This window comes from Clostridium sp. NkU-1, from assembly GCA_001312405.1.
This window is the reverse complement of the sequence record BBDR01000014.1, coordinates 45422-62336: the sequence shown is the minus strand read 5'-3', so window position 1 is coordinate 62336 and position 16915 is coordinate 45422. Positions and strand designations below refer to the sequence as shown.

Sequence of the window (16915 nt, the reverse complement as noted above, 5' to 3'; positions counted from 1 at the left end):
CGGAATAGAGTATGCTTTTTCTTTTTGTGCTGGTTTTGTTAGGGAATGTTTGTTTTGCTCCATTGGTTATCTTTATTCCTTATCTAAATTTAAAGTTATAACTTTACTTATGCCCCGTCAGTCTTATTTTAACTCTTATGTCTGGCATTAAATTTATTATAATATAAGCTCCATGAATTAAAATTTGTCGGTTTCCTGTTAAGCTCATAATCTATAGTTGTGTATTTTCTTCCTGATTCCATCGCGCTCATATTTTTTTAAACTATATAAATATAATAATCAAAATTATCCCAATATCTTTAGAAAAATATCATTTAGACTTTTCCATTCACGCTTTCTGTCATCTGTAATACTTTCCACATAGCTTTTTTTGTCTTCCTATTTCATTGATAATAAACTCCCGGATAATAGGAATCTGTACACCTTTTTCTCTTTCGTCACTCCTTTTTTTGATTTCCAGCAACTCATCAATTCCATTACGCAATTCTGCCGGCATATCCATTTTCATAAGATCATCAAATAATACTGGTTGCGGACATTGGTATTCCTGTATGTATTTTCCTGCAAGCAGCGGCCTTAAAGCATAAAAATATTTTTTATATTTTACCGAATCTTCCTGTAAATACTGTCGATACGTACTATTTGCAGTTCCATAATAATGATATGCTGCCACTTTCATAGAAAAGTAGCTTTTTGCCTCATCATATATCTGTTTCCATAATTCTGTCGTCTTATATACAATCGGAGACTTACTCCATTCAAATAAAGTCGCATTTCCCCTGTAAAACTGTTTTAATACTTTCTTTAAATCCCAACCATTGATATCCAGCACTTCATCAAGCTGCCATTCTATAACATCCCTTGGTTCATTGAGTTTAAGATAATCTTCTTTTCTCCTGACATAAATAAATCGGACATCATAATCACTATCCGGTGAAGCAAATCCCCATGCACGGCTTCCTGATTCCACCGCATGCAGCACAATCACATTTTCATTCTTTTCAATTTCTAATAATTTTTGTTCAATTTCTTTTGTAATATCACACATTAATAATCACCCTCTATTACTCTTTTGTTAATATACTCGACAAATGCCTCTACTTTTTCCATATCCGGATTATCTGGTAAAACACTTACTTGAACCGCCTTTTTAAGCCGTCCCTCATAATCAGCAAGTATATCATAAAATTCTCTGTGGAATGTCCCATCCTCTCGTTGAAACCCACCATTTCTTATCTTCAAAAGCAAATCCAAGTCATTGCTCCGATTCGTATTTATTTCACCTTTTTCCAAGATATCTATCGCCATCATAAACAATCGGATTAAATGCATGGCGTGCTTATTCAAATGATTATCATCCTTTTTCTTATTACGTTTTCCTATCTTATCATAATCTCTCACAACATTATGCATGACAGACCACATATTTTCATAATCACGGAGCGGTAAATGTTTATAGACTGCATCCACAAAAATTTCCGTATCCAATTCCGGGGGTTCAGCCTTATCTATGTAAAGATGTATACTTCCTCTATCGAAACTGGCATAGCGTCTCTGAAAGTCCTCCAATGCACTTTTGACCGAATTTAATATATGTCTCTCCTTTTCTGTCTGCGGCATGGAATCCCTGGCTATCGCATTTTGGAGACGTCTCAGCTGCGCACTAGCATATCCCCCAAAGGATTTTGCTGCCCTTTTGGAAAGAAAAATCCCCTTATTATCAAGAAGTTCCTGACCTAATTTCGTCTTTATCAGATACTGCTCTTCGTCCAGCCCAAGAATCTCACAGGTATTTGGATTACACTCAAGCAGTAACTTCACCATTTTATTAAATGCATAAATCACTGTATCCGTTTTTCCATCCTCATACTGCTCAAATTCAGTTAAGCCAATAAGGTCAGATGGCCTATTCAAGGTAATACCCCGAAAATCAATATCACTATCCGCGTTATTTGTACCATAAGCATAACTTCCACCCAAACCAAGAAGGATAATTCTATTCCCTAACCTTTCATGTTCTCTAAGGAAATTATATTCACTTGTATTTATTAGCTTTTTGAAATCTTTCACTTTCTTTCCCCCAGCATTCTATTTAAGTCATTACTTCCTTAATTCTATCCATTCACCCAAAAATCTGAAAGTCCGTGATTTAACGATCTTTCCGGCTTAGCAGGCAAACAGTTTCTACATTCCTCGATGAGATGATTCTGATGCCGGGGTTACCTCAAGCTAAAATGGGCCTTCGTCAAACACCTGGAGCTTGGCTCAAAATCCTGCAAACGCTCATAAACATGATAAAAATCGAGTGTATGAAGATCCCTGTTATTTTTTTATATTTCACTTTTTCCTTTGTATTAAAAAGAATGGAATGACAAATCCCACACCGGTTAAAAATAATGAAAAAAGTAGAAGTTCCAAAGTATTCGCTTTGTAATCCTCGCGTACCAGTTCTACATAAGATGCGTTTAAACCAAAATATTCAACTGCTTCTTGATCTGGTTTAAGAACCTTTCCTATCACATTATATTGGTCAGTGCTTGCTTTTGTAATTTGGTGCATGTAGTTTTTATGTATAAATATGATAACCTTATTCCCATCAAGGAAGCCATGATAAAAATAATAAGATGGTGTTCCATCGGAATAATTAAGTGTAAAGCCTGTATCTTCTATATCCGTTATAAACTGTACAATGGTTCCAGTTTTCAGTTCTGTTACATCGTTCAAATACAAAGGTTCTGAAAAATTCATCCAAAACTTTGTTAACACCAAGTATATAAATATAACTATTCCTAATCCACTAATTACTATGAATTTTATAATTCCTTTAACAGTATGCATTGATTCACTTCCTAATCGTTTAATCCAGATGGATTATACCGTTCTGCTGCTCACTTTCCTAAGATTTCAGCATAAATATCCAATCTGGTAGAAGAAAGATACTTCGCTCACAATGATATAGGGGATAAAAATTAATAACCCCAGTTTTTCTTTCACTTTCTCCTGTTGTCTATTGATCATTTAATCCCCATAAATTTCTCAAACATGTCTGATAGATCCAGATTGTTTTTGGGCCTTGATTTTTTTCATTGGTGATTTCACCATTTGGGGGACGAAATCCAAAGAAACGCTCAAACTCTTCCTGCATCTGATTGAAATCCTGGGAAACTGCCTGGGGTTGCCGTGCTTACTCCGTTTTTTTCATTCTGCTGTCCTGCTGCAGTCCGACCTGCTGCATATCATATCCATAATCATAAATGTGCTTATCTTTCCTTCTGATTTTCTTTTCCTGGATCAGTGCATCAGCTATGATGACACTTGACTTTTCAAACATCTCTAAAACTTTCGAAGCGCTTTAACAGCCTTTGGGGCTTTTTGTTCATAATATATGCGTACATGCCCTGTTGTTGGATAAAGTCGCTGTGACGTAGTGGGCAGACACCGCCAAAATATACCCCCATCTGGTAATTAGTTTTCACATGTTTTATTTTCTCCTTTGTTTTTGTGCTTTTTCCAAAAGATTTACGTGTAGTATTTACGGTACAAGTATAGCATTTTTCGTCAATTTTTAAATTAAATTTTTAATTTTTCTTTTAAAATCAGTAAAAACTTGAATTTAATGTGAGTTTTATCGCACATTTTATCTTCTCATATGGTAAAATACAACTATATATTGAAACTAATTGTCATCCGATTTTATAAAATATAGGTGCTGTGAGGTATCCAGCGGCAATGCAATGAGCCGGGAAAACATTTTAAAACAGTACATCGACACTGTGAAAAAAATAGTATGACTATCTCATTTTACATTTCAGGTGTGATATGAGAACGAAAATAGATTTTATGTTATATAGTTTTTTTTCGAGTTTCTTGGATATGAATTTTCCATTATTCGCCATTCCGTATACTGGATATATATCGTTTTAGCGAAAGCATGATAATTGATATGGATTACATTTCTGTAAAAGCTGCGTCCGAAAAATGGAGCATATCGGAACAACGGATACAAAAATCCGGGAAGAAAACCGCATTGAGGGTATTGAAAAATCTAGTCGGGCATGGCTGATACCTAAAGGTGCAGAAAACCAAAAGAGGTAAATCTTAAAAGAGGGAAATGAAATAACAGCAAGTAAAATCAAGCAGCAATCTCCCTATTTCTTTATAATAAATGCAGGGTGATTGAAATGAGGTGAATAGACGAATGTACGAGTGGCAGAAACAGATTCAAATAATCGTTGATGAAATTGACGAATGTATTAAAAATTATAATGACGAAGCCTTGACACTACGCTTTCTTTCTCGCAAGCTGGGTTATTCCGAATTTTATACAACGAGAAAATTCAAAGAAATATCGGGTATGCAATTTAGGGATTATCTGCGGCATAGAAAATTAGCCTTTGCACTAAAAGAGGTTCGGGATAGTGAAAAAAAGTCTTTTAGATATTGCTTTTGATTATGGTTTTTCATCACATGAGGCTTTTACCAGAGCTTTTAAGGGAACATATGGTGTAACTCCAAGTGAATACCGAATAAAGCCTAAGCCTGTCGTTCTTCGTACAAAAATAAACCCTTTCGACCGCTACTTTTTAGGATTAGGAGAGATTGATGATGAAATCTACAGATGATGTTAAAATTTATTTTATAACCATTCCCGCACACAAATTTTTGCACATTAAAAACTATGAGAGTAATGGGTATTGGGACTTTTGGCAGAAGCAAAGTCTTATTCCGGGACAGGACTACGAAACAATTTGCGGTTTGCTTGATAGTATCAAGGGCAAATTGGATGACGATGGCGGAAGCGAGCCTAATTGCAGCAGCGGTCAGATTATGGCGTATATCAATGACCTGACGGGAGGCTCTGTGATTGGGGTATTCCTCGTACAGAGTGTTGGGGAGTACGACTTCCTGCTGATTATGAAGCGAAGTACCACCACAAATGCTGATGATTGATGTTCCTGAGGCCGAGTATATTGTCTTTGAACATGGCCCATTCGATTATGAGCAGGAAAATCGCAGTGTAGAGGAAAAGATTGAAAAGGCAATGGCAACTTTTGATTTTACAGGCACTGATTACTGCTTTGATACTTCCCCCGGTAGAATAATTTACTTTTATTTTAATCCGGAACGGTTTTTTAAGTATATCAGACCAGTGCGGAAGTAAATAATATTGACTTTCTATCCACTATACAGACGCTAATGAAGAAATTAAATAGAACATTAAGTAAGTACACACTTGCCGTCATAACAACGTTTTTTTATTACCGTTGTTATGGCGGCAGGATAGCTATGCGCCTGTACAAAATACAGCACCTAACGGCGGTTTTGAATAACAATCAAAGCCGTGGAGCAAGATGCTATCACATTGGAAAACATCTACATCTTATTGGCAAACTTTGATAAGGTGTATGATAAAATCATCGATGAAGAAAAAAAACTCTAATTTCTTCGCTAATCAAAAATATTTCTTTAATCTAAAAATTCAGAAAGAATTTATGGCTGTAATAGCTTGCATTTATCTGCGCTGAATTTACCAGTCGCAGCCATTATCGGTAACAATGGCACTGAGCGTTGCACCACCGATAAGGGGACTGACATCAAACGTAACTACGACCACATAGGTGCAGCAGTCATTCATACAGGAATCACATCCACAATCACATACATTAAAATTAAAGGAATCAGTTACCGTAGTAGCAACTGTTCTGGAATATTGATATACTCCGCCAACCGGAATGAGGGCCATCTGATCTGAACACTCTTTAAAGATTTGAAATCTATAGCTGCCTACTACACCTGTAACAATATTCGCAGTAAATGAAAGCAGGATACAGGGATGCTCAAATTCTGAAGTATCAATCTGTAATGAAGCAATAGTACGTGTTATACCTACTCCAGTTAAATTAGGAAATGCAACAAATCCTGGACTTCCGCATCTTAATACAGTTGCATTTGGTTTTTCTTGTTTCTCCTCACAACAACAGTCATCGCAGTAGTATTCATATTCATATTCATATTCACAGTCACAGTCACAATTCATATAAAAACCTCCGTTGTTTAGGAATTATATTTAATTAAAATTGATATTAATTTTAATAATTTTTACCCGCATCTTATACATTATTATATTACGATAATTTTAGGATTGTGAGCAGTAAAGGATAATTGTCCTTCTAAATGACCTCCTTATGAATATATCGGGACTAAAAGTCCTGCTTGTCCTCGACAGCTGATACTGCCCCAGTTGCTCAAAAAACGAACACCAGGGCGATTCTGCCCAGGCAAATAGCCTTGACATTCAGAACTGCTATATTAATAGTGAAATAAAAAAAGGCCATAGGCTATCCACATGTGGAAGCACCTATGGCACTTAGTTCTTAATTTCTCTGGATCAGAATAAATTTGAATCTATGGTAAAAACAGAAAGCAACTCTGCTACTTCTGGAACTAAATTATATGTGGAACGCATAAAAGAAAATGATAAACAGATCCATCGTCTATTAAATTTCTATTAAACCGGATTGCTTCTATGGAGTATCTTCCAGATAACACTTATCCATTAAAAGAGGAAAGGGAGAAGCTCGAAAAGTTAATTAAAAAGTATCCCTTTATTCCTCGGCCAATCAATCCGACTAAGGCATGGAATCTCTCATCCTCTTTTGATGATATAAATGATAACATTACTATGTTTTGGTCATTTTGTTAGTTCCAGTTCCGTTACGGTTTCCACATTCCCCTCGGACATAAGTTTTATACCATATAGCGATAGTCTTGCGGAAAGTTCGCAAGTGAGAGAAAAGTTCTCCCCCACCTGTTCTGTCAAAATAGAATCTACAGTTATTGCATAAAAAAAATTTCTCCGTGCAGTCAACTATTCATTTCTCCTGTATAACTTTTGGGGATAAGCAGTGCATTTTTAACGATTACCCGGCGAAAACCCATTGCTCTGGTATAGGCATTTGAAATATTTATACTACGGTTCACCTATCTCAATCAACGAGCGCGCCCGGAGCAATGCAAGACCGCTGACGAATATCACCATGCCAGATGCAATCAACAGCCACTCAATTCGCACCACATCACCCAAAGGTCCGAACACAAGCATTCCGAGCGGCATTGCCACCCCACTGAACATCATCATCACGCTGAATACGCGCCCCATTTTGTCCGGCTCGATTTTACTCTGGAGCAGCGTCATGCTCGGCGTATTGAATAACGGTATTGTAACGCCGCAGATGAGCATTACGCCTAGATATACCCAAAAATTCGGCACTACACCGAGCAGAAAGCCTGTCAAACCGAATAAAACACAAGCCGTAACAATAGTGTGCGCCTTATTTTTGAAACCACCCCATATAGAAATTAGTATGCCTCCTATGACCGCACCCATGGAAAATACAATTTCAATCGCAGTCAGCCGCCAGACATCATCGCCGAATGTGCGGGCTGTCTGAAGTGGAGTAAGCAAAGCGGAGGGTGACGCGAAAAAGCTGAAGAACGCACTGTAAATAATAATAAGTTTCAGCCACGCTTTGGAATTGATATACCGCAGACCCTGGCGCATTTCGTGAAAGTATGCCTTTACACCATACTTTATTTCCTCTGTGCGGGGAGCGCCGGATACCTTAACAAATATCAAAACTATGCATATGCCTATGGCCGCAGTTGCCACATCAATGAAGAAAATATACTCGAGCGACAGGAACGACAGCAATGCCCCAGCCGCCATGGGTGCGACAAACATATTCAGCGACTGGATTGAGCTTTGTATGCCGTTGAATCGCTGCAAACTTTCCGTCGGTACGATTTGTGGTATCATTGCAGATACAGCAGGATGCTGTATACCTTGTCCAAACGACCGCGCAACTACAACGATGAATACAAGCCAGATATTTTTATAGCCGGAGATATACACAACCGACAAGCCGAGCGTTATCAATGCGATACACGCATCGGATACTATGATAAGGTATTTACGATTATGCCTATCCGCCCATACGCCCGCGAAGGGTGAAATCAGTGTCATTGGCAATAGTGCAGCGCAGGTGAACAGCGTCATAATCACACCCGATTTAGTTTCAAGTGTGATTTGCCAAGTTATGGCGTGTTGCACAAGCATCGAGCCGAACATTGACACGAACTGCCCAATGATATATAATGTTGCATTAAGTTTCCAATTAGTCATTTTGACCCCCTACCCTGTTACAGTCAAATATTTCATATACGAGTCTTCAGCTTCTCAACCGCCTGTGAAATGTTTTTACATGCCCTTAGTACGTTCATTAAATCTTTAGGCTTATCTTTTTCCATCACTTTCCCTTATTTTTCTTAATCTTAAGCAATTATCCCACAAAGATCCATTTTCCATTCTTCCCCCACATTTAATCAGATATTTCCTAATATGCCCTTCTGCCATTTTTGCTTAAACCAATTAATACCAAATGATAAGATTTATCAAATTATCCTCCTGAAGTTCATCCGTTACCATTCCATCTGTTTTAATAGAATTCCAATGTAACAGTATCCAGGTATAATAAAATCTCCTTCCGTCGGCTCTGATTTTAATGTTATCAGAGCACCCTGTGGAACGCCATTCTATGTCAGAGGCCCGTGGATACAAGTTTCTGCAGGCTAATCATCACATATAAAAACACACGTCCATTACTCACTCCAAATCCAGGAACCCTTTGAATTACTGGACTTTCTGCTCTAGCAAGATGATGGTTGTCACATTATCCGTTTATCATATCCATGATTTATATTAACACGTATCGTTACTAATTGATATCCATAATTTCCGTAAATTAAAGCTAAAAAGGAAACATCGATACGAATTAATACTTATTAAATCAATGTGATATTCAGCAAAATCTATACACGGTTGTCAAATCGTTGTCATTGACAACATCAAGGCGGGTCCGGAGTACCGGATGCCCGCCTGAGACTTTTTATTTTGTAACGGTCATGTGAGTGTTTAACCAATTGATCAGCAGCGCATCAGCTTCCGTATTTTTTTTAGCTTATACTCAATTCCCCAGCTAGCTCCGCCTGATATTGCACGAAATAAACGGCAGGTGACATAGGTAGTTGCATTATTCCCACCAGAAGCATCTGCATAAGTGGAAATTATTTTATATCCCCGTAAGGGTTTTCCCCCTATTGTTTTTTCATAATAAACTACTGTTGAATTTTCTTCTCTATCTTCACTCTCTACCCAGGAATTAATATATGCATCCGCACTTTTATCTGCTGGGAAAGTATCAATATGGGCCTCCGTTCCATCCGGTAAAGTGATCCAGAATGCAGAATATGAGCTGGCGCAGGTGTAATTTCTCATATTCAATTTAATACCTTCCTGATAATCTGTCCCATTATAGTTTAAGGTAATCCCCAAATAGTCATTTTGAACAACATTTCCATCATATGAAAATGGGAAGAAAACAGATCCGTATTTCTCTATACGGCTCCCCTCTGCCTCAGTAATCACTGCTCCGGGGCAATGTGTGTACCAACGCCCCTCATAATTTACCAAATATTCATCAGGAGTGGTTGTATTAGATAGAATATTTCCGTCATTGTCATAATACTCAAAATAGGATACTCCTACTGCATTACGGTCATCACTTACCTGGATCCACTCATTCCTTGCTGTATTTCCATCTTCCTTATAATAGGTTCGATATAATTTATATGTGCCATCCTTCTGAAGCTCATAAGAGCTTGCTGTAGCCGTGTTCAATCTTGCCAAATATGGTCAATGGAGCCAATAAAGTAAGGAAAAGTGAAACTAATAATATTCTTCTCTTTTTCATAATCATACCCCTTATACTTTTTTTAGTATTATTGCATACTTAATTATCGGCTAAAAAACTAGATTTATTAAATTGCTTTTTGTTTTACCCGTCCCGGATACTGCAAAACCCCATCCTGGTCAGGTGTAAGTGCCACCGGCTCCATTAACATCTTATCACCATTCGCTTGCCGGCTCTTAACCAAAACCCTGTTAGCGTTTAATTAATATCAACTCTCATTATGCTTATACCAGATATTTGTTACCATGATCCCTATGGGGTTGCATCCCTTTCAGAATAAAATATTCTTTATAAGGAAATAAAATTATATTGATATATGCTAATAAATTTGACATTATAAAATTAAAATAATATAATTTGATAATAAGTACAATAATCAGGGGGAACAATGGATGAAATATTATTTTGAGCAAGAAGTTAGACATAGCGGACTTAATAAGTATAGGGTCGTGAAAGCTGCTTCAAGTTATGAATTGGATCAAAAGGTAAGAGCCCTTAAAGCACAATGGAACGAACAATGGGAGCGAAAATGCTCGGCAGAAAATAAGCGGATTGAAAGAGAAAATAGAATCAAAAATAATGAAGAATCTTTAGATTACGCAAATGAAATGACCGAACAGGCCGAAGAGTTGCAAGAAGCTCTAGACTCAATTTTATCAAATTCACTGGAGCCAATTCCTCTTGATGAAAAAAGTATGAAAGATTTTTCTTCATTTCCAATAAATGCACCAAACTCTCCAATTAAACTAGATTTTAGAAAAGAGCCAAAACGTACTGATGAAAAATATAATCCACAAGCCCCATTCTTAACAAAGTTATTCAAAAAAAAGATTCGAACAATTTAATGCCGAAAATGAAGATAACTTTCAAAAAGATTTGGCCAATTGGAATGAAGATAAAAAAACAATTTGATGAAAACTTTGCTAGAAGCATGGTAGAATATCATGAAAAATATGCAGAATGGAGTAAAGATAAGGAAAAGTTTTTAAAAGAGCAATCTCAGAAAAATAGTGAGGTAGATCATTTTATCCAATGCTACAACAATGGTGAAACGGATGCAGTAACTGAATATTACTCTTTACTTTTAGAGAGTATCAAACTTCCATTTGAATACGATAGACAGGTAGAACTTGAATTAAATAGTGAAAACAAAATGCTATTAATTGATTTGCTGCTACCTACAGTAAATGATATCCCCAAACTCAAAAAAAGTTGCTTATATTAAATCAAAAAATGAATTCAAAGAAACATATCATACGGAAACGTATATCAAAAAGAAATATGATAGCATAATTTACCAAATTGTTTTACAAACTTTAAATTATGTATTTTCATTAGATGAGTCACATAGTTTTATAGATTCTGTTGTTTTAAACGGAAAGATCAAAACAATCGATAAATCAACCGGAAAGGATATTGAACCGTATATATTATCGATTAATATTGCAAAAAAATGATTTCACTGAATTAAATTTGAGCGCCATAGATGCAAAAGCATGGTTTAAAAGTGCAAAAGGAATATCAGCTTCTACGTTTGCCGATGTAACCCCGGTTGCGCCTATAATACCAATGAGTCATGACGACAGCCGATTTATTGACGGATATAATGTTGCGGACACGCTAGATGATAGTATAAACTTAGCAGCGATAGACTGGCAAGACTTTGAAAATCTAATTAGAGAACTTTTCGAACAAGAATTTAACACTAATGGGGGCGAGGTAAAAATAACCCAAGCCAGCCGTGATGGCGGCGTGGACGCAATTGCTTTTGACCCCGATCCCATTAGAGGTGGAAAAATTGTTATTCAGGCCAAAAGATATACGAATGTAGTTAGCGTATCCGCCGTAAGAGACTTATATGGTACAGTAATGAATGAAGGTGCAACTAAAGGTATTTTAGTAACAACTTCAGATTATGGTACTGATTCATATAACTTTGCGAAAGGTAAGCCTTTAACTCTTTTGAATGGATCTAACCTTTTATCACTTCTTGAAAAACACGGACATCGAGCGAAAATAAATATAAAGGAAGCAAAGAAATTACTAAAATCAATAAATGAATGATCTTAATACCTAACTATAAAAAATAGAAGGGAGTATCCCAAAGATTGTGTAAACCTTCAAACTGATGTAAGATGGTGATGTGCCCCCAATAAGTTAGACTTTATTGCGCAATAATTTGTGGGCATGGTATAATAAGCTACTCTCTATTGATTTAACTTCATAGTCAGTTCGATTTTATAACTGTGGTTACGAAAATCATTCTCTTCCATCTTCTCTTTGCATCAGTAAAAACGGTTAAAAATCGGGCTGATATATGCACTTTTTCAGCCCGATTTTTGCTCATTTTCCGCTTACAAACCATAATATTCTGTGGCTCGCCCCTATTTTTCGTCCTCCAAACCACAACGTTGCATCAAAATCACCGTCTCAACGGTATTACCAAAAGCTCATGCACAACATTCTTCGTATGAGTGGCAATGACCCGTTCTCCTTTGAGTGGAAATGGCTTGCCCCCTCGGGGCTTAGTACAAAAGACTTTATTGCCCCGTCCTCTTTTGAGTTTAAGGAGAAAGACACATTCAGAACAGGCGATAAATACGGTGCGGTATCCTTTTTGCAGATACTCGCCCCCGAGCTGAACGACCGTGTGCTGTCCGACTTTTTGGAAATGGAGAGCAATCTCATTGTCACCATGCACATTCAGTCGGTAGACCAAATGAAAGCCATTAAGACCATTAAGCGAAAAATTACCGACCTCGATAAAATGAAGATTGAGGAACAGAAAAAGGCTGTCCGTGCAGGGTATGACATGGACATCATTCCGTCAGACCTTGCCACCTATGGCGGTGAAGCAAAAAAGCTCCTTGCCGACCTGCAAAGCCGCAACGAGCGAATGTTTTTAATTACATTCCTTGTGCTAAATACTGCCGACAGCAAAAGGGAACTGGACAATATCCTGCTTCAAGCAAGCGGTATTGCCAACAAGCACAACTGCACCCTCATAAGGCTTGATTATCAGCAGGAGCAGGGTTTTATGACTTCACTGCCCCTCGGCAAAAACCTTGTACCGATACAGCGGAGCTTGACTACCTCGAGCACCGCTATTTTTGTGCCTTTTACCACACAGGAGCTTTTTCAGTCGGGCGGTGAAGCCTTGTATTATGGCTTAAATGCCCTGTCAAGCAACCTCATCATGGTAGACCGCAAGCAGCTTAAAAACCCCAACGGGCTTATCCTCGGTACGCCCGGCAGCGGTAAATCATTTGCGGCTAAACGAGAAATCACCAATGTATTTCTGATTACCACCGATGACATCATCGTGTGCGACCCCGAGGGCGAATATTTTTCACTTGTGCAAAGGCTCAAAGGACAGGTTATCAAAATATCGCCTACAAGCAGCCAGTACATCAACCCGATGGACATCAACCTCAATTACTCTGAGGACGATAGCCCTCTTGCATTAAAGAGCGATTTTATCCTCTCTCTGTGTGAGCTGATTGTCGGCGGTAAAGAGGGATTGACCCCTGTTGAAAAGTCCATTATTGACCGCTGTGTTACCCTCGTTTATGCAGAATACCTTGCTCACCCCGACCCTGCCAAAATGCCGATTTTGGGCGACCTTTACGATGCGTTGGGCAGGCAGGAAGAAAAAGAAGCAAAGCATATCCGTTCAGCTCTTGAAATCTATGTCACAGGTAGCCTTAGCGTTTTTAACCACAGGACAAATGTGGATATTACAAATCGCACTGTCTGCTACGATATTAAGGAATTGGGTAAGAGAACGCAAAGACAGCGTAGTCACCTTTGAGCAGTTAGGTGTAGACAGACTCTATGTGGACGAAGCCCACAGCTATAAAAACCTCTTTACATTCACCAAAATGCGGAATGTAGCAGGGCTTTCTACCTCCGATGCTCAAAAATCAAGCGATATGTTTCTAAAGTGCCACTATATGGACGAGCTGACAGGCGGCAAAGGCACAGTATTTGCCACTGGCACACCCGTGAGCAATTCAATGGTGGAACTATATACCATGCAGAGATATTTGCAGTATGACACCCTCAGAGAAAAAGGACTTCTTCACTTTGATGCTTGGGCTTCTACCTTTGGCGAAACCGTCACACAAAATGAGCTTGCCCCCGAGGGCAAGGGCTACCGCCCCCGTACAAGATTTTCACGGTTTTTCAATCTGCCCGAGCTGATGTCAATGTTCAAAGAAGTGGCAGACATCAAGACCGCCGATGAGCTGAACTTGCCGACCCCCGAGGTTATCTATGAAACGGTAGTTGCAAAGCCCACAGAAATTCAGCAGGAATTGGTGCAGGAGCTTTCGGAACGAGCCGCAAAAATACACAATGACCGCATAGACCCCTCTATTGACAATATGCTGAAAGTGACCTCAGACGGGCGAAAATTAGGGCTTGACCAACGAGTAATTAACCCCATGCTGCCCGATGATGAGGGCAGTAAGGTAAATACCTGTGTAAACAATATCCTGCGTATATGGGAGGATGGTAAGGACGATAAGCTGACACAGCTCCTATTTTGTGACCTCTCCACTCTGAAAGGCAGGCCACAAGCCGACAAGGTGGCAAAGGCAGGCAGCAGTGCAATCAACGGTGTGGAACTCCATGCCCTTGAAGATGTCCTCCCCGATGATTTGACAGCTCCACAGGCACAGTTTAGCATTTATGAGGACATACGGGAGAAGGATACCGTTAGATATATGGAGGGTTGCTTATGAAAATATTACTTAAAATCGTGTTGCTGCCAATCACTTTGGCACTGAATATCCTGCTTGGAATATCAAAGTTTGTGCTTGTGTTCGGCGGTGGGATTTTAGGTGTTCTGTCCTTTGTCCTGTTTACCCTCGGTATCGGTACAATTATCGTTGCAGGCTTTTCACAGGCAATACCCGCCTTTATCGCAGGCTATCTCATCAGTCCGTGGGGCTTGCCCATGATGGGAGCATGGATTATAGCAAGGGTGGAATACTTCAATGATTGGCTGAAAGGTATTTAGCCTTATAAATGGTAAGGGGGCGGTAGCATTTGTGTGCTATCGCCCCTTAATTGCCACATAGTAGGAGTGCCACCGTAAAGCAAGGGCGGCGAAGTCCGTTTATCTCGACCCTTGCTTTATGGTGGCACTTCTGCTTCTTTCGTTAAAAAGCTGTTGATGAATTTTGCAGAGGTGCGTGGTATAATTTAAATGTTACAACTTTTATGAAAGCGAGGAATTACATGAAAAGCACTGAATATGAGCAGTATTTAAACCTTATTTCACAAAAGAAATTTGAGGAAGCCGTCAGATTTAAAGCTGATAAAATTCCTACTGTTTTACATAAATATTTTGGACTAAACCAAAACAAAACACTGAATTCACAAAAATTACAATGCCTTGCAGAAAACAAACTATATTTAAGTGATTTTAATTCATTCAATGACCCATTTGAGGGAAAGTATTTTATTTTTAACGAAGATAAACTTTCCGAAAAAGGGTGGGATAAATCTCAAATAGAGGAATATGTGAATGGTTTAACTTCCTTATGGAGAGTGACTTGTTTAAGCGACACTAACGAGCAAAATATGCCCATGTGGGCTTACTATGCAAATAACCACGAAGGATTTTGCGTTGAATACATTTTATGCGACTTGCAAAAAAAATACATATTACCCGTAACCTATAAGGAAGAACGGCAAGAAGCAAATTCCATAGTTACGCACATCATAAATACTGCAATAGCGGCTAAAATGAATGGAACACCTCCATCAGAGGAATTTTCGCTTTATAATCATCTTATGTTCCTATCAACGACCGCAAAACATATAAGTTGGGAACACGAAAGAGAATATAGAATTATGTCACCCGACAGATATTTCCCAGTAATTCCAAGCAAGATTTACATAGGATTAAACTGCACTGATGAAAACAAAGAGAAATTAATTGATATAGGGAAATCATCTGATGGAATTTGCAAAGTATATCAAATGTACCTTGATAGCAACAATTCTAAGTTTGAACTTCAAAAACAACAAATAGTGTGAGAGTTAAGAGTTGCCGTAAGGCGGCTCTTTTTTTCTTGCCGCAAAGGAGGTGTTATTATCGCTACCACAAGGCTAATTGCCATGCACCAAAATAAAGGAAAATCCATTGCAGATTGCCTTGCTGACCGCACCGATTATGCCAAAAATCCCGAGAAAACAAATGAGGGTGAATTTTTATCCTCCTACGAGTGCGACCCTAAAACAGTGCAGGGTGAGTTTATGCTATCTAAGCGGCAATATGATGATATAACAGGCAGACAACAGGCAAGTAATGTTATCGCCTATCAGATATGACAGTCCTTTAAGCCCGGGGAAATTACACCCGAGCTTGCCAACAAAATCGGTTATGAGTTGGGTATGAGCTTCACCAAAGGAAAACACGCATTTATCGTTGCTACTCACATAGATAAAGCCCACATTCACAATCACATTATTTTTAATTCCACCTCTCTTGACTGCACAAGAAAGTTTCGAGATTTTAAGAGAAGCGGCATTGATTATTCCATTTTTTTCCCGTGCCGTTTTCAATCCTTGAGCCGTAGCTTCCATTACAATAAGCTCCTTTTCTTCCATTGAGTTAAGCAGCACATCAACTTGTTTACGGTGATTGTTATCACTCTCTTGATTGCATGGAAAAAAAGAACTGGTCTACCGAGATATCGAGCAAAGCAACAAGCAGATAAAGTTTGTTAAGGCTCGGGTGCTGCCCTCTGTTCTCTATGTACATAATAGAGCGTGGTGTAAGGTCTACAAGTTGGGCAAGGTATTCCTATGTCCAACCGTTCCTTTCTCGTGCATTTTTTTATTGCCATACCCCAACGGCTTGAAATCAAGTTTTCTTTCGTCTTGGTACATTTTAATATCACCCTATATCATTTTACATTTCGGGGTACAATATTTGAACGAAGCACAATTTTATATTAGGTAGTGTTTAATTTCGCATTTGGTAAAAATATTACAAAATTTAATGTGTGTTTTATCGTTGAGTGTATGTTTTCAATACTTGAAAGGTGACAGATAATATAAATATTTAGTAAGCATAGCACTTTAGTTATTAA

The 16915-nt window shown here is 38.4% G+C and carries 12 protein-coding genes and 6 pseudogenes; 10 read left to right on the top strand and 8 right to left on the bottom strand.

The genetic code is table 11. The features are described from left to right. Positions 1-340 precede the first annotated feature (340 nt). From JCM10519_RS18515 to JCM10519_RS31725, 4 genes are all read right to left on the bottom strand, one after another. Positions 341-1048 carry a nucleotidyltransferase domain-containing protein gene (locus JCM10519_RS18515; protein ID WP_347844713.1) on the bottom strand — a complete coding sequence of 236 codons (708 nt, stop codon included), beginning with the start codon at positions 1046-1048 and terminating at the stop codon, positions 341-343. Further along, a complete protein-coding gene (locus JCM10519_RS18510; RefSeq protein ID WP_054741010.1) occupies positions 1048-2070 on the bottom strand; it encodes a nucleotidyltransferase domain-containing protein in 1023 nt (340 codons plus the stop codon). Before JCM10519_RS18510 ends, JCM10519_RS18515 begins: the two co-directional genes overlap by 1 nt. A 267-nt stretch (positions 2071-2337) precedes the next feature. Next, positions 2338-2838: a hypothetical protein gene (locus JCM10519_RS18505; RefSeq protein ID WP_054741008.1), complete on the bottom strand. Its 501-nt coding sequence runs from the start codon at positions 2836-2838 to the stop codon at positions 2338-2340. A gap of 346 nt (positions 2839-3184) precedes the next feature. After that, positions 3185-3331 (bottom strand): hypothetical protein, encoded by a 147-nt coding sequence (locus JCM10519_RS31725; RefSeq protein ID WP_347844712.1) that lies wholly within the window; start codon positions 3329-3331, stop codon positions 3185-3187. 612 nt (positions 3332-3943) lie between these two features. Between JCM10519_RS31725 and JCM10519_RS31720 the strand changes: the two are divergent. Together JCM10519_RS31720 and JCM10519_RS18500 are read left to right on the top strand one after the other, a co-directional pair. Then, positions 3944-4095, top strand: a pseudogene (locus JCM10519_RS31720) (DNA-binding protein). A 103-nt stretch (positions 4096-4198) separates the two neighbouring features. Continuing rightward, a pseudogene (locus JCM10519_RS18500) lies at positions 4199-5161 on the top strand (helix-turn-helix transcriptional regulator). Positions 5162-5527: 366 nt separating this feature from the next. Here JCM10519_RS18500 and JCM10519_RS18495 read toward each other — a convergent pair. From JCM10519_RS18495 to JCM10519_RS18480, 3 genes are all read right to left on the bottom strand, one after another. Continuing rightward, a complete protein-coding gene (locus tag JCM10519_RS18495; protein ID WP_054741006.1) occupies positions 5528-6037 on the bottom strand; it encodes a DUF4489 domain-containing protein in 510 nt (169 codons plus the stop codon). A gap of 933 nt (positions 6038-6970) precedes the next feature. Continuing rightward, complete coding sequence (locus tag JCM10519_RS18490) at positions 6971-8182, bottom strand: MFS transporter (RefSeq protein WP_054741005.1); 1212 nt, start codon at positions 8180-8182, stop codon at positions 6971-6973. Positions 8183-8983: 801 nt separating this feature from the next. Next, complete coding sequence (locus JCM10519_RS18480; protein ID WP_054741001.1) at positions 8984-9736, bottom strand: hypothetical protein; 753 nt, start codon at positions 9734-9736, stop codon at positions 8984-8986. A 465-nt stretch (positions 9737-10201) separates the two neighbouring features. On the opposite strand from JCM10519_RS18480, the gene JCM10519_RS18475 reads away from it, so the two are divergent. The 8 genes and pseudogenes from JCM10519_RS18475 to JCM10519_RS31715 form a co-directional block, all read left to right on the top strand. Further along, positions 10202-10654: a hypothetical protein gene (locus JCM10519_RS18475; protein WP_054740999.1), complete on the top strand. Its 453-nt coding sequence runs from the start codon at positions 10202-10204 to the stop codon at positions 10652-10654. Continuing rightward, positions 10654-11034: a hypothetical protein gene (locus JCM10519_RS18470; RefSeq protein ID WP_054740997.1), complete on the top strand. Its 381-nt coding sequence runs from the start codon at positions 10654-10656 to the stop codon at positions 11032-11034. Before JCM10519_RS18475 ends, JCM10519_RS18470 begins: the two co-directional genes overlap by 1 nt. Before the next feature lie 191 nt (positions 11035-11225). Then, positions 11226-11873, top strand: a complete 648-nt coding sequence (locus JCM10519_RS18465) for a restriction endonuclease (protein ID WP_347844711.1) — start codon at positions 11226-11228, stop codon at positions 11871-11873. A gap of 421 nt (positions 11874-12294) precedes the next feature. Then, positions 12295-13602, top strand: a pseudogene (locus JCM10519_RS18460) (VirB4-like conjugal transfer ATPase, CD1110 family); the annotation flags it as partial. Continuing rightward, positions 13595-14521, top strand: a pseudogene (locus JCM10519_RS18455) (helicase); the annotation flags it as partial. The pseudogenes JCM10519_RS18460 and JCM10519_RS18455, both read left to right, overlap by 8 nt. 29 nt (positions 14522-14550) lie before the next feature. After that, entirely contained in the window at positions 14551-14832 is a 282-nt protein-coding gene (locus JCM10519_RS18450) for a CD1845 family protein (RefSeq protein WP_054740993.1), read from the top strand. Between the two features lie 221 nt (positions 14833-15053). After that, a complete protein-coding gene (locus JCM10519_RS18445; protein ID WP_347844710.1) occupies positions 15054-15857 on the top strand; it encodes a DUF2971 domain-containing protein in 804 nt (267 codons plus the stop codon). Between the two features lie 57 nt (positions 15858-15914). After that, a pseudogene (locus JCM10519_RS31715) lies at positions 15915-16352 on the top strand (relaxase/mobilization nuclease domain-containing protein); the annotation flags it as partial. A 15-nt stretch (positions 16353-16367) separates the two neighbouring features. Here the strand turns inward: JCM10519_RS31715 and JCM10519_RS31710 are convergent. Beyond that, a pseudogene (locus JCM10519_RS31710) lies at positions 16368-16712 on the bottom strand (helix-turn-helix domain-containing protein); the annotation flags it as partial. Between the last annotated feature and the right edge of the window lie 203 nt (positions 16713-16915).

Coding starts and splice junctions, on each gene's coding strand:
- JCM10519_RS18450 (WP_054740993.1), top strand. CDS start 14,551: ATGAAAATATTACTTAAAATCGTGTTGCTGCCAATCACTTTGGCACTG.
- JCM10519_RS18495 (WP_054741006.1), bottom strand. CDS start 6,037: ATGAATTGTGACTGTGACTGTGAATATGAATATGAATATGAATACTAC.
- JCM10519_RS18515 (WP_347844713.1), bottom strand. CDS start 1,048: ATGTGTGATATTACAAAAGAAATTGAACAAAAATTATTAGAAATTGAA.
- JCM10519_RS18445 (WP_347844710.1), top strand. CDS start 15,054: ATGAAAAGCACTGAATATGAGCAGTATTTAAACCTTATTTCACAAAAG.
- JCM10519_RS18475 (WP_054740999.1), top strand. CDS start 10,202: ATGAAATATTATTTTGAGCAAGAAGTTAGACATAGCGGACTTAATAAG.
- JCM10519_RS31725 (WP_347844712.1), bottom strand. CDS start 3,331: ATGTTTGAAAAGTCAAGTGTCATCATAGCTGATGCACTGATCCAGGAA.
- JCM10519_RS18505 (WP_054741008.1), bottom strand. CDS start 2,838: ATGCATACTGTTAAAGGAATTATAAAATTCATAGTAATTAGTGGATTA.
- JCM10519_RS18470 (WP_054740997.1), top strand. CDS start 10,654: ATGCCGAAAATGAAGATAACTTTCAAAAAGATTTGGCCAATTGGAATG.
- JCM10519_RS18490 (WP_054741005.1), bottom strand. CDS start 8,182: ATGACTAATTGGAAACTTAATGCAACATTATATATCATTGGGCAGTTC.